Here is a 13,399-nt window from a genome sequence, read left to right as displayed (position 1 = left end):
GGCTGCTACTTCGACGCGACGCCGATGTTGAGGTAGTCGTACTGACCGCTGAAGGCCGCCGTGGAAACCAGGTTGGTGTAGCTCTGCGGGCGGCCCAGGAGGACCTTGAAGTAGGTCAGCGGGACCAGGACGGCGTCGTCCATGGTCTTCTTGTCGATCTGCGTGTAGAGGCTGTTGCGCTCGTTGGTGTCCTGCGTGCCGATCGCCTTGCCCAGCAGCTGGTTGACGTCCTTGTTGTTGTACTGCGACAGGTTGGTGTTGCCGGACTGGCTGATCGCCTTGCCGTTCAGGATCTGCTGCAGGAAGCCGTAGCCGGAGGGCCAGTCGGCACCCCACTGCATCATGATCAGGCCGATGTTCTGCTTCTCGGTGAACTTCGGCACACCCGCGTAGTCGGTGAAGTACTTGCCCGACGGGTACTGCTTCAGGCTGGCGTTGATGCCGACCTTCTTCAGCGAGTTGATGATCGCCGTGGCGGCGTCGATCTCCTGCTGACGGTCCGAACGGGCCGTGATGTTCGTCGAGATCGAGGACTTGCCGCAGGCCTTCAGCTGCTCCTTGGCCTTGGCGGCGTCACCCTTGTTGCCGGCGGTGGCGTAGACGTCGGCCTTGGTGTAGCCCGGGATGTCCGGCGGCAGGACGGTGGAGGCGATGTCACCGCGGATCGGGCCGCCCTCGGCGGTCTGCACCGAGACCTTGTCGATCGCGTACTGGACGGCCTTGCGGCACTCCACCTTGTCGAACGGCTTCACCTTGGTGTTGATCGCCATGTAGACCAGGCGGCCACCGTAGGTGTTGTCCGTGTTGGCCTTCTTGGCGGGGTCGGTGAGCACGTCGGCCTGGGTCGAGGCCTGGACGCCGGTGCCGGCCAGGTCGATGGCGTCGCCCGCCATGACGTCCTGGTCGATCTTCTCCGGGTTGACCTTCAGGTTGACGACGATCTTGTCCGGCAGCTGCTTGCGCAGCGGGTCGGTCTTCGGGTCCCAGTTCTCGTTGCGCACGAGGACGGCCTGCTTGCCGTCGTCGTAGCTCTGGAACTTGTAGGAGCCGGAGGACACGATGTGCTTGACGTAGTCGACGCCGGTGTCCTTGGCCTTGGGCACCGGGGCCGTCTGCGGGGCGGCGACCAGGTAGTCGAACTCCTGGAAGGCCTGCTTCAGGTGGAAGACGATCGTGGTGTCGTCCGGCGTCTGGATGGACGACAGGCCCTTGTCGCTCTTGTCCTTGTACGGGCCCTTGTACTTGTCGCCGCCGGCCAGGAACTGCTGGAAGTAGTTCGGACCGAGGGAGAGCACGTCACGCGCGAAGTTCGAGCGCTCGACGGCGTACTTGACGTCCTTCGAGGTGATCGGCGAGCCGTCCTCGTACTTCAGGCCCGAACGCAGCTTGTACGTCCAGGTCTTGCCGCCGTCGCTCGGGACGCCCTTGCTCGCGGCGAGGTCCGGGACCAGGGTGTTGCCCTCCTGGCCGGCGCCCGGCTTGAAGGTCATCAGCGGGCGGGCGTACAGCCGGCTGAGGTTGTACATGTAGGCGTAGTACGTGTTGCCCGGGTCGAAGGAGTCCGGCACGTCGGACATCTCGTAGGTGACCGTGCCGCCCTTCTTGTCGGACACGTTCACGATGCCCTTGGTCGCGGCGTTGGCGCCGGCCGACTTGGTGTTGCCGTTCTCGTTCTTGTTGTCATCGGCCTTGCTGCAACCCGCAAGAAACAGGCTGGCGGAGCCGATGGCCGCGATCGCGGCCAGCGCTGACCTTCGCATGATGGGAGCTTTCCCCTCCATTGTTGGAAACTTTTCGGGCTCTCTGCGGTGGCAGGCGTCAGCGGCTGCGCGGGTCGAGAGCATCGCGGAGACCGTCACCGAGCAGGTTGAACGCCAGGACGGTCACGAAGATGGCGAGACCGGGGACGATCATGTACTGGGGGTCGACCTTGTAGTAGGTGACCGCCTCACGGAGCATGCCGCCCCAGGACGCCTGCGGCGGCTGGATGCCGACGCCGAGGAAGCTCAGAGACGCCTCGAAGAGGATGTTGGTCGGGATGAGCAGCGTCGAGTAGACGATGATCGGGCCGACCAGATTGGGCATCAGCTCCCGGAACAGGATGTACGGGGCCTTGGCGCCCATGCCCCGGGAGGCGTCCACGAACTCGCGCTCACGCAGGGCGAGGGTCTGGCCTCGCACGATCCGGCCCAGGTAGGGCCAGTTGAAGAAGCCGATGACGAAGATCAGCACGCTCAGGTGGAGCGGCAGCCCGTTGAGACCGAAGGCGCCGCCCTGGAGGGTGGCGGAGATGGCGATCGCGAAGAGCAGGAGGGGGAAGGCGAGGAACGTGTCCATCAGCCGGCTGATGACCGAGTCGACCCGCCCGCCGTAGTAGCCCGCGACGACACCCATGATCGCGCCGATGACGTTGGACAGGACGGTGGCGCCGAACGCGACCACCAGCGACACCCAGGAGCCCTCCAGGATGCGGGTGGCGATGTCACGGCCGAACTTGGGGTCCACGCCGAGCGGGTGGTCGAGGCTCATGCCGCCCCAGCCGCCCTTGGGCAGCGAGGTGTCGGGCGTGATCAGGTCCTGGTGGAAGGCGTTGGGGTCGAGGCCGAAGAGGGCCTGGATGGGGCGGGAGAGGATCGCGAGAAGGATCAGCAGGATCACGATGACGCCGCCCGCGACGGCGACCTTGTCCTTCTTGAACCGGGTCCAGGCGATCTGGCCCAGGGAACGACCCTCGATCTGCCCCTTACCGGCACCCTCCAGCACAGCCTCCGGCTGTGCCTCGGCTGCCGCCCCGGTGGTCTCGATCGGTGCGGTCACGGTGAGCGACCCCTCTCGCCGGTGGTGACCGGCCTGCGCTGCCGCGGATTGCGGCTTTGTCGACTTGCCATCGAGCATGAGGTCTCGACCTCATGTCTGAGTCGGGAGTCTTCAGCGTCTTTGTGATCACCCGCCAGAGCTGACGGCGAAAGTATGCGCAACCGTGATGCAGTCCGGAGGATTCCGTTATCCGATCGCTGGGTAACGAGTATCGGACGTGGGCCAGTTGGGGCAGAACGGCGAATCCACGCGGTTCGGGACGTATGGCCGATGTCTACGCGCGCAGAAGTGTGTCGCCCGTGTTAATTGTGTGACTCGGACTCAAAACACGTCCGGTTCCGATCAGTTGTCAGTAACCGCCGTGCACCGGTGGGTAGCCGTACCCGCCGGCCGGGGCCTGCGGCGGGACCGGTGCCTGAAGCTGCGGCTGCGGCGCGGGGGCGTGCGCCTCGCGGTCGTAGAACGGACGCGCGTTGGCCCGCATCCACATCACCACCGGGTCGTAGCCGTCGGTCATCGCGACCGTCGACACCGGCAGCCCCTCCGGGACCGCGCCGATGGACTGCTGCATCATCGCGCGCACCGAGTCGACGGCGGCCGGCGAGGTCTCGTAGACGTCCAGGCCGATGGCGAGATACGGCGCCCCGAGCGCGGGCTGGACCCAGGCGCGGCGCAGCGAGCGGAGCGCGGGGGTGCGGTGCGCGTTCTGCGCGAGGAGGGCGTAGAACTGCGGGATCTCGATGCCGGGTTCCGACAGGCTGAGCGGGCCGGCGGGCTGGCGGTCCAGGCCGGTGGCGATGCGGCGCAGATCCAGCCAGGGGATGCCGACGCCGCCGCCCGGGGCGTGCGGATTGAGCCAGAGGCCGTAGTGGTCGGGGTAGAGGGTGCGGGCCACGTCCAGGCCGTCGACCACTTCGTACGACCGGTTCCAGCCGCTGGCCGACAGCTCCTGGGCGGAGGTGACGCAGGGGGCGTAGTGGAAGCCGTCCACCTCCATGTCCCCGTACTGGGCGTCCGGGGAGCCGGCCTGGCCGTGCCACAGGAGCATCCAGACCTGGCCGGAGGAGGGGGTGGCGAGGGCGCGGAGCAGGGCCTCGTAGGCGTCGTAGCGTCCCGGGGTGACCTGGCGCAGCATGTGCTCGACGCTGCCGCTGTGGCTCGCGCTCACCTGGTGTACCGGCCCTTCTTCGTTTGCCCCTCGTTTGGAGACAGCTTAAGCGCCTGGCAGCTCGGGGCTTCGGGTTCGTGCGCGGGCGCGGGTCGTCTGCGGCTGGTCTCGCAGCTCCCCGCGCCCCTTCGGTGCGTCAGTGGCCGTACTGGTAGAAAGGCCGGACGTTCGTTTTCAGCCAGTCGGAGACCGGGTCATCGGCCGCGTCCATGAGGACCAGGTTGACCGGCCACTTGACCGGGACTTTGCCGAGGGCCCGGCCGAGGGCGTCCAGGGGCAGGGTCCGGATGTCGCCTTCCCACTGGGAGAGTTCCACGCCCACGAACATCACCGGGTCGGCCGTCTCGATGGCGGCCAGGCAGCGGCGGGCGGTGAGGACCACGCCGGTCCCCGCGAACTCGGCGGAGGCCGCGGAGAGGAAGTCGACCGGGTCGTCCTGCCAGTCGGGTTCGAAGAGACGGACCCGGCCGCCGGTGCCCGGCCCGTCGAGCGGGGTGCGGCCGGCGCGGCACAGCTCGGCCACGGCGTCGGGCGGCAGCGGGATGCCGACCACACCGCCCGGGTTCACCGCGACGCCCGCCTGCGGCGGCAGGCCGCGCGCGAACTCCACGGCGGGGGCGATGGTGTACGACATGTGGGGACCGGCCGCCTGGCGCAGCTGCTCCTCGGAGCTGAACACCGGGACGTACACCTGGCCGTCGATCTCCATCGTCGGCAGGTCCAGCGGCCCGCTGTGCGGGCCGCCGCCGTTGGGCAGCGGTATCCACAGGAAGCTGCGGCCGAGGACCTCGATGATCCGGCCGGCCGCCGCGGGGATCCCGAGGGAGGCCGACAGCACCTCCTCCAGTTCATTGCCGGGCCATCCGCCGTGCGGATGGGGGTGTGCCTGTGCCGGGAAGTCCGCTGGGATGTCCGCCGGGAAGTCCATCTGCCTACCGCCTGCTGGGAACCACTGCTGTGAGCAAGAAGGCTAGCGGGTGGCTGTGACCGTGCCTCACCGTGCGAAGCCGACCCGGCCGAGGACGTCCGCCGCCTCCCGGTCCAGCAGCACCGCCGCGCCGCAGCCCGCGGGCAGCTCCCCCTTCTCCACCGCGCGCAGCAGCCGGTCGGTCGTACGGCGGTGGCGGCGGAAGGCGTAGCGGGAGACGCCCCGGCCGCGCTCGCGCTGGCCCGCCCGGGCCGTCTCGGGGCTGACGTCGAGCAGGAGCAGGTGCAGGGTGGCGCCGCGGCGCCGGGCCTCGCGGGCCAGCCAGGCGCGCACCCAGGGCTGGGTGCCGCAGTCGTGCACGACGACGCCCTCGCCGGTGCGCAGGGCCCGGCGCAGCGCGGCGTAGTGGGCGAGGCGGACCAGGGGGCGGTAGAGCGCGTAGGGGACGGAGCGGGGGACGCGGGCGTCCCAGCGGTCGCGGGTGTCCTGGGAGTCGACGCGGTGGCCGGTGACCGCGCGGTGCATCAGGGTGGACTTGCCGCTGCCGGGCAGACCGGTGATCACCACCAGGTCGCGGGGGCCGAAGAGCAGGGCGTGCGGGCTGCGGCCCGCGCGGTCGCGCAGGTCGCGGACGACCGGGGCGGGGTGGTCGGCGCGGCGCCCGCGGGCCAGGGCGGAGGGCTGCCCCGGCACCGCGACGCCGGCGTCGGTGGCGTAGGCCGATGTCCTGTTCACCGTGATCGTCCTCCCCAGTGGGCTCGGTCATCCCCATGCCCGTTCTATGTAAAGAGAAGGTAATGCGCAACGGTAGGAGGTTCGTGTGCGTTCTGCCACAGCTCGGTCACAAGGAGCACGCTCTGGATGGGCGGGGAGCGGCGTGCAATGATGTGCCCGCCAACTGCATACCGGCCGCTTGAATCCGCGCGGGAGAGTTCCCAGCCCCGGGCTGGGACGCCGAAGGAGCAAGTCCCTCCCTTGAATCTCTCAGGCCCCGTTACCGCGCGGGCGAGGCACATCTGAAAAGCGGGCCGCTGTGTCAGTGGCTCCACCCAAGGTGCAAGCCCTGATCGTCCCTGTGGCGGTCGTGGCGAACCTCTCAGGTTCCGATGACAGATGGGGAGGAACGTTCCTCGCCTGTCCGCTCGCCTTGGGAGACCACCGTCCGATGAGCAGCACTGAACTCCGCCACACCGCGCTCGATGCCGTGCATCGCGCGCTCGGTGCGACGATGACCGACTTCGCCGGCTGGGACATGCCCCTGCGCTACGGCTCCGAGCGCGACGAGCACCTCGCCGTGCGGACCAGGGCCGGTCTCTTCGACCTCTCCCACATGGGCGAGATCACCGTCACCGGCGACCAGGCCGCCGCGTTCCTGAACCACGCCCTGGTCGGCAACATCGCCTCCGTCGGCGTCGGCCGTGCCCGCTACACGATGATCTGCCGGGCCGACGGCGGCATCCTGGACGACCTGATCGTCTACCGGCTCGCCGAGACCGAGTACATGGTCGTGGCCAACGCCTCCAACGCCCAGGTGGTGCTGGACGCGCTGACCGAGCGCGCCGAGGGCTTCGACGCCGAGGTCCGGGACGACCGGGACGCGTACGCGCTGATCGCCGTGCAGGGCCCGGAGTCCCCCGGCATCCTGAAGTCCCTCACCGACGCCGACCTCGACGGCCTGAAGTACTACGCCGGTCTGCCCGGCACGGTCGCCGGCGTCCCGGCGCTGATCGCCCGCACGGGTTACACCGGCGAGGACGGCTTCGAGCTGTTCGTCAAGCCGGAGCACGCCGTCGAGCTGTGGCAGGCGCTGACCAAGGCGGGCGAGGGCGCCGGACTGGTCCCGTGCGGGCTGTCCTGCCGGGACACGCTGCGCCTTGAGGCGGGCATGCCGCTGTACGGGCACGAGCTGACCACCTCCCTGACCCCGTTCGACGCCGGGCTCGGCCGCGTGGTCAAGTTCGAGAAGGAGGGCGACTTCGTCGGGCGCGAGGCGCTCGCCGAGGCCGCCTCCCGGGCCCAGGAGAACCCGCCGCGGGTCCTGGTCGGCCTGGTCGCCGAGGGCCGCCGGGTGCCGCGCGCCGGGTACGCCGTCGTCGCCGGCGGCGAGGTGATCGGCGAGGTCACCTCCGGCGCCCCCTCCCCCACCCTGGGCAAGCCGATCGCCATGGCCTACGTCGACGCGGCGCACGCGGCGCCGGGTACCGAGGGCGTCGGCGTGGACATCCGGGGCACCCACGAGCCGTACCAGGTCGTGGCGCTGCCGTTCTACAAGCGCCAGAAGTAGACACTGGGCGCGGTCGCGCCTCCCGGGGACCCCGGTCCCGTGGCCGGGGCGTGACGCTGCGCACATTCGCCCGCTCACCAGCGGTTTCCGTAGTCCCCCCGTCATCAGCACCCTCGCGTGTACAGGAGAATTCAGGCCATGAGCAACCCCCAGCAGCTGCGCTACAGCAAGGAGCACGAGTGGCTGTCGGCCGCCGAGGACGGCGTCGCGACGGTCGGCATCACGGAGCACGCGGCCAACGCGCTCGGTGACGTCGTCTTCGTCCAGCTCCCCGAGGTCGGCTCCTCGGTTTCCGCGGGCGAGACCTGCGGCGAGCTGGAGTCGACGAAGTCGGTGTCCGACCTGTACTCGCCGGTCACCGGTGAGGTCACCGAGGTCAACGAGGACGTCGTCAACGACCCGTCGCTGGTGAACTCCGCCCCCTTCGAGGGTGGCTGGCTGTTCAAGGTACGCGTCGCGGAGGAGCCGGCCGACCTGCTCTCCGCCGACGAGTACACCGCCTTTTCCGCCGGCTGAGGAGTCGTAGCCGTATGACTGTCCTGAACACGCCCCTGCACGAGCTGGACCCGGAGATCGCCGCCGCGGTCGACGCCGAGCTGCTCCGCCAGCAGTCGACCCTGGAGATGATCGCCTCCGAGAACTTCGCGCCGCTCGCGGTGATGGAGGCGCAGGGCTCGGTCCTGACGAACAAGTACGCCGAGGGCTACCCGGGCCGCCGCTACTACGGCGGCTGCGAGCACGTCGACGTCGCCGAGCAGATCGCCATCGACCGGGTCAAGGAGCTGTTCGGCGCCGAGTACGCCAATGTGCAGCCCCACTCCGGCGCCTCCGCGAACCAGGCGGCCCTCTTCGCGCTGGCCCAGCCCGGGGACACCATCCTCGGCCTGGACCTGGCGCACGGCGGCCACCTGACCCACGGCATGCGGCTGAACTTCTCCGGCAAGCAGTTCGACGTGGTCGCGTACCACGTGGACGCCGAGACCGGCCTGGTCGACATGGCCGAGGTCGAGCGGCTCGCCAAGGAGCACCGCCCCAAGGTGATCATCGCGGGCTGGTCGGCGTACCCCCGGCAGCTGGACTTCGCCGAGTTCCGCCGGATCGCCGACGAGGCGGGCGCGTACCTGTGGGTCGACATGGCGCACTTCGCGGGCCTGGTCGCGGCCGGTCTGCACGCCAACCCGGTGCCCCACGCCGACGTGGTCACCTCCACCACCCACAAGACGCTGGGCGGTCCCCGCGGCGGCATCATCCTCGCCAAGAAGGACTTCGCGAAGAAGCTGAACTCGTCCGTCTTCCCCGGCTTCCAGGGCGGTCCCCTGGAGCACGTGATCGCGGCCAAGGCGGTGTCCTTCAAGGTCGCGGCCTCGGAGGACTTCAAGGAGCGCCAGCGTCGTACGGTGGAGGGTGCCCGCATCCTCGCCGAGCGCCTGACGGCCCCGGACGCCCGCGAGGCCGGCGTGAACGTGCTGTCCGGCGGCACGGACGTGCACCTGATCCTGGTGGACCTGCGTGCGTCCGAGCTGGACGGGCAGCAGGCCGAGGACCGGCTCCACGAGGTCGGCATCACGGTCAACCGCAACGCCGTCCCGAACGACCCGCGGCCGCCGATGGTCACCTCGGGTCTGCGCATCGGTACGCCGGCCCTGGCGACCCGCGGCTTCACGGCCGAGGACTTCGCCGAGGTCGCGGACGTGATCGCCGAGGCGCTGAAGCCGTCCTACGACGCCGAGGCCCTGAAGGCGCGCGTGAAGGCGCTCGCCGACAAGCACCCGCTGTACCCGGGCCTGAACAAGTGAGTCCCCGGTGGGGCACCCGCCGAGGGTGCCCCACCACCCCCCTGCTGTCTTGAGGAGTGACCGTGGCCATCTCGGTCTTCGACCTGTTCTCGATCGGCATCGGTCCGTCCAGCTCCCACACGGTCGGCCCGATGCGGGCGGCGCGGATGTTCGCCCGCCGCCTGCGCAACGAAGGCCTCCTGGAGCAGGCCGCCACCGTCCGCTCGGAGCTGTACGGCTCGCTGGGCGCGACCGGGCACGGCCACGGCACCCCGAAGGCCGTCCTGCTCGGCCTGACCGGCGACTCGCCGCGCACGGTGGACGTGGAGACGGCGGACGCGCGCGTGGAGGCGATCAAGGCGGAGGGGCGGATCCGGCTGCTGGGCGAGCACGAGATCGCCTTCGACTTCGACCGGGACCTCGTGCTGCACCGCCGCAAGGCCCTGCCGTACCACGCCAACGGCATGACGCTGTGGGCCTACGACGCCGACGGCAAGGAGCTGCTCTCCAAGACGTACTACTCCGTGGGCGGCGGCTTCGTCGTCGACGAGGACGCGGTGGGCGCGGACCGGATCAAGCTGGACGACACGGTCCTGAAGTACCCGTTCCGCACGGGCGACGAGCTGCTGCGCCTGACGAAGGAGACGGGCCTGTCGATCTCCTCGCTGATGCTGGAGAACGAGCGGGCCTGGCGTTCCGAGGAGGAGATCCGCGCGGGCCTGCTGGAGATCTGGCGGGTGATGCGCGCGTGTGTGGAGCGTGGCATGTCCCGCGAGGGCATCCTGCCCGGCGGTCTGAAGGTCCGCCGCCGCGCGGCCGTCTCGGCCCGCCAGCTGCGCGCCGAGGGTGACCCGCTGGCGCACGCCATGGAGTGGATCACGCTCTACGCGATGGCGGTGAACGAGGAGAACGCGGCGGGCGGCCGGGTCGTGACCGCCCCCACGAACGGCGCGGCCGGCATCATCCCGGCGGTCCTGCACTACTACATCAACTTCGTGCCGGGCGCCGACGAGGACGGCGTCGTGCGGTTCCTGCTGGCCGCCGGCGCGATCGGCATGCTCTTCAAGGAGAACGCCTCCATCTCCGGCGCCGAGGTCGGCTGCCAGGGCGAGGTGGGCTCCGCCTGTTCCATGGCGGCGGGCGCGCTCGCCGAGGTGCTCGGCGGCTCCCCCGAGCAGGTGGAGAACGCGGCCGAGATCGGCATGGAGCACAACCTCGGCCTGACCTGCGACCCGGTCGGCGGCCTGGTCCAGATCCCGTGCATCGAGCGCAACGGCATGGCCGCGGTGAAGGCCGTCACGGCGGCGAAGATGGCGATGCGCGGCGACGGCTCGCACAAGGTGTCCCTGGACAAGGTCATCAAGACCATGAAGGACACCGGCGCGGACATGAGCGTGAAGTACAAGGAGACGGCGCGGGGCGGGCTCGCGGTGAACATCATCGAGTGCTAGCCCGGCCGGATGCCGGGAGGGGAGGCGGATTCCGAGGATCCGCCTCCCCTTCGCCGTCTCCTGGGCGGGTCGGCCGGTCGTCAGCGTGGCGTCCCGGCGGTCGTCAGTGTGGCGTCCGGGTCGGGGTGGTGGCCGAGACCGCCTGCTTCCACAGCGTGTAGGCGACACCGTCGGCGCTGCGGTTCAGACCGGTGGCGTTGATGTTGGCGGTGGTGTCGCAGGAGGAGTGGTAGCAGCGGTCGTACGCGGCGCCCGCCGTGCCGCCCCATTTGGCCGCCTGCGCCGAGGTCTTGCGGGCGCTCGCGCCCATGGCGTAGCCGGAGGTCGCGATGCCGTAGGCCTCGAAGGAGTAGTCGTCGGAGCGGCCCGCGCCCTCGGTGTTCTCCTCCGGCCGGAGGTTCAGCGAGTCCCAGTACGCCTTCATCGGTGCGGCGGCGGTGGAGTTGATGTGGTTGATGAAGTAACCGCCGTTGGGTGAGGCGACCATGTCGAAGTTGTAGTACGCCTTGATCGCCGAACGCTGGGCGGAGGTGAGGGAACGGACGTAGAAGTCCGAGCCGTTGAGGCCCTGTTCCTCGTCCGTCCACCAGCCGAAGCGGACGCGGGCCGCCATCGAGGGGCGGGCCTCGGCCAGTTTCAGCGCGACCTCCAGGAGGGTCGCGCTGCCGGAGCCGTTGTCGTTGATGCCGGGTCCGGCGGAGACGCCGTCGAGGTGTGAGCCGAACATGTAGACCTTCGACGCGTCGCCGTAGGGCCACTCGGCGATCAGGTTGGGTCCGGCGCCACGGGTGCATCCGGAGGTGCAGGACTGCTCGGTGACGGTGTAACCGGCCACCTGGAGCCTGCCCTTCACATAGGCGACCGAGTCGCGGTAGCCCTGGCCGGTCGACCTGCGGTTGCCGCCGTTGCGGGTCGCTATGGCGCCCAGTTCGGTGAGGTGTGCCTGGACCCTGGTGACGTCGATGTCGGGCGCGGCCGCGGTCAGGGTGGGGACCGGGATGCGCGGGGAGGCCGCTTCGGCGTTCGGGGGCAGCGCGGCGAGGCCGGCGACGGCCGTGACGAGCGCGAGGCCTGTCAGGGTGGCTCTTCGTGGTGCGCGCACTGTGTCTCCTTGTGGGGTGAGGAAACGGAAGGTGAGGGTCGGGCCTGGGGAGCCGTACCGCTCTCCCTGAAAGTCATGCGCATGCCAAGAACGGGTCAAGCCTCGGCCCGCGAGATCGGCCGGATCAGGAGCCTGCGCCCGCCCTCCCGGCCGATGTTCCCCCTGGGGCTACCGTGCGATAACCGCACCCGCCTACGCTGCCGCCAATTCTCCTCCGACCAAGGGAAGTTGGCGCATGCGCGGATTGAGACGACTGGCGGCGCTCGTGGGGGCCGCCGCTGTGCTGGTGGTGCTGCCGGGCAACGCCCACGCGGCGTCGCCGAAGTTCTCCGAGACGACGGCCATCGGCACGCACAACGCGTACGACAAGGCCAAGTACACCTACTTCGCCCAGGCGTTGGACTCCGGCGCCTCGCTGCTGGAGCTGGACGTCTACGTCGACAGCATCAGCCACCGCTGGCGGGTCAGCCACAGCAACCCGCTGGGCAACGACAACAACTGCGAGGCGGCGAAGACCCCGGGCGAGCTGTACAGCAAGAGCCGCAACCAGGACCTCGGCAGCTGCCTGGACAACATGGCCGCCTGGAACCAGCTCCACCCCGACCACCCGCCGATCGTCGTCAAGGTCGAGATGAAGGTCGGCTTCAACGACAACGCGGGCCTCGGACCTGACGAGTTCGACACGCTCGTCGCGCAGAAGCTGGGCAGCAGCGTCTACAAGCCGGCCGACCTGCTCGGCGGGACGTACGGCACGCTGGACGCGGCGGCGAAGGCCGACGCCTGGCCGGCCCGGGACTCCCTCAAGGGCAAGTTCCTCTTCGACCTGATCCCGGGCACGGTGGAGCAGTCCAACCCGTTCGACCACTACTGGACGGACGAGGAGTACGGCGACCACCTGCGTGATCTGAAGGCGGCCGGGAACATCTCGGCGGCCCAGGCCTTCCCGGTCGTCCTCGGCGCGGCGAACGGCGACCCGCGCACCAGCCGCTACGACGCCTCGATCCGCCCCTGGTTCGTGTTCTTCGACGGTGACGCGGCCACGTACGTCAACAACGGCTACGACACCTCGTTCTACTCCGCGAACCACTACATCCTGATCACCACGGACGCCCACAACGTCTCACCGGCGATCTCCTCCACCAGCCCGACGGACGCCGAAGTCGCCGCGCGCCTGGCTCTGCTGGCCAAGAACCACGCGAGCCTGATCACCTCGGACTGGTCCGCGAAGTCCGCCGCCGTGCTGAGTTCGGTGACCACCCGAAGCTGAGGTTCCGGAACGGCGCTGACGGGGGACAACCTTCACATGCTGCATGGCATCGACGTGAGCGCCTACCAGTCCTCCTCCTACGCGACGAACGGTCTCTCCTTCGTCTTCATCAAGGCGACGGAGGGCCGTTCGTACGTCAACCCCAGACTCGCCGCCCAGACCAAGCATGCCCGCGACGCGGGCCTGGTCGTCGGCTTCTACCACTTTCTGTGGCCCGGCAACCTCACCGCCCAGGCCGAGTACTTCCTCAGCCACGCCCCGGAGCGCCGCGGTGACCTCCTCGCCGTCGACTGGGAGACCACCGGCGACGGCACCCACGCGACCAACGCCGAGAAGGACCGCTTCATCCGCACACTGAAGGAACTACGGCCGGACAACCGGGTGATGCTCTACTGCAACCGCCACTTCTGGCTGAACATCGACAGCACCTCCTACGCCGGGGACGGGCTGTGGATAGCCGACTACGTCACCGCGGGCAAGCCCCGGATCAAGGCCAAGTGGCGGTTCCACCAGTACACCAGCGAACCCCACGACAAGGACGTGACGAACTTCGCGAGCAAGGCGGCACTGAAGGAGTGGGCCACGAGCGCGTGACGCGCTCGTGGTC

The 13,399-nt window shown here is 69.5% G+C and carries 12 protein-coding genes and 1 riboswitch; of the genes, 6 read left to right on the top strand and 6 right to left on the bottom strand.

What is annotated here, in order from left to right; genetic code table 11:
* Nucleotides 1–5: 5 nt before the first annotated feature.
* The 5 genes from ACH4LD_RS38710 to ACH4LD_RS38690 form a co-directional block, all read right to left on the bottom strand.
* Entirely contained in the window at nt 6–1,781 is a 1,776-nt protein-coding gene (locus tag ACH4LD_RS38710; protein WP_398059001.1) for an ABC transporter substrate-binding protein, read from the bottom strand.
* Nucleotides 1,782–1,818: 37 nt separating this feature from the next.
* Nucleotides 1,819–2,817, bottom strand: coding sequence for an ABC transporter permease (locus ACH4LD_RS38705; protein WP_132791285.1), 999 nt, complete (start codon nt 2,815–2,817; stop codon nt 1,819–1,821).
* Nucleotides 2,818–3,166: 349 nt separating this feature from the next.
* Nucleotides 3,167–3,952, bottom strand: a complete 786-nt coding sequence (locus ACH4LD_RS38700) for an enhanced serine sensitivity protein SseB C-terminal domain-containing protein (RefSeq protein WP_398059033.1) — start codon at nt 3,950–3,952, stop codon at nt 3,167–3,169.
* A 169-nt stretch (nt 3,953–4,121) separates the two neighbouring features.
* Entirely contained in the window at nt 4,122–4,913 is a 792-nt protein-coding gene (locus ACH4LD_RS38695) for an enhanced serine sensitivity protein SseB (protein WP_398059000.1), read from the bottom strand.
* 66 nt (nt 4,914–4,979) lie between these two features.
* Nucleotides 4,980–5,648, bottom strand: a complete 669-nt coding sequence (locus ACH4LD_RS38690; RefSeq protein WP_398058999.1) for an AAA family ATPase — start codon at nt 5,646–5,648, stop codon at nt 4,980–4,982.
* 179 nt (nt 5,649–5,827) lie between these two features.
* Nucleotides 5,828–5,923, top strand: a riboswitch (glycine riboswitch).
* A 155-nt stretch (nt 5,924–6,078) separates the two neighbouring features.
* Between ACH4LD_RS38690 and gcvT the strand changes: the two genes are divergently transcribed.
* From gcvT to ACH4LD_RS38670, 4 genes are all read left to right on the top strand, one after another.
* Nucleotides 6,079–7,197 carry a glycine cleavage system aminomethyltransferase GcvT gene (gcvT, locus tag ACH4LD_RS38685; protein ID WP_132791294.1) on the top strand — a complete coding sequence of 373 codons (1,119 nt, stop codon included), beginning with the start codon at nt 6,079–6,081 and terminating at the stop codon, nt 7,195–7,197.
* Nucleotides 7,198–7,335: 138 nt separating this feature from the next.
* Nucleotides 7,336–7,713 (top strand): glycine cleavage system protein GcvH, encoded by a 378-nt coding sequence (gcvH, locus tag ACH4LD_RS38680; protein WP_398058998.1) that lies wholly within the window; start codon nt 7,336–7,338, stop codon nt 7,711–7,713.
* Between the two features lie 14 nt (nt 7,714–7,727).
* Nucleotides 7,728–8,993, top strand: a complete 1,266-nt coding sequence (gene glyA, locus ACH4LD_RS38675) for a serine hydroxymethyltransferase (RefSeq protein ID WP_398058997.1) — start codon at nt 7,728–7,730, stop codon at nt 8,991–8,993.
* A 62-nt stretch (nt 8,994–9,055) separates the two neighbouring features.
* Entirely contained in the window at nt 9,056–10,423 is a 1,368-nt protein-coding gene (locus tag ACH4LD_RS38670) for an L-serine ammonia-lyase (protein WP_132791300.1), read from the top strand.
* 103 nt (nt 10,424–10,526) lie between these two features.
* Here the strand turns inward: ACH4LD_RS38670 and ACH4LD_RS38665 are convergent, their stop codons facing one another.
* Nucleotides 10,527–11,525 carry a M28 family metallopeptidase gene (locus ACH4LD_RS38665; RefSeq protein ID WP_398058996.1) on the bottom strand — a complete coding sequence of 333 codons (999 nt, stop codon included), beginning with the start codon at nt 11,523–11,525 and terminating at the stop codon, nt 10,527–10,529.
* Between the two features lie 235 nt (nt 11,526–11,760).
* On the opposite strand from ACH4LD_RS38665, the gene ACH4LD_RS38660 reads away from it, so the two are divergent.
* Nucleotides 11,761–12,792, top strand: a complete 1,032-nt coding sequence (locus tag ACH4LD_RS38660) for a phosphatidylinositol-specific phospholipase C domain-containing protein (RefSeq protein WP_398058995.1) — start codon at nt 11,761–11,763, stop codon at nt 12,790–12,792.
* A gap of 36 nt (nt 12,793–12,828) precedes the next feature.
* On the top strand, nt 12,829–13,386 hold the full coding sequence (locus ACH4LD_RS38655; protein ID WP_398058994.1) for a glycoside hydrolase family 25 protein: 558 nt from the start codon (nt 12,829–12,831) through the stop codon (nt 13,384–13,386).
* The last annotated feature ends 13 nt before the right edge of the window (nt 13,387–13,399 follow it).

This window comes from Streptomyces sp. NPDC017676 (assembly GCF_044329325.1).
Taxonomy (GTDB): domain Bacteria; phylum Actinomycetota; class Actinomycetes; order Streptomycetales; family Streptomycetaceae; genus Streptomyces.
This window is presented reverse-complemented; position numbering and strand designations above follow the sequence as displayed.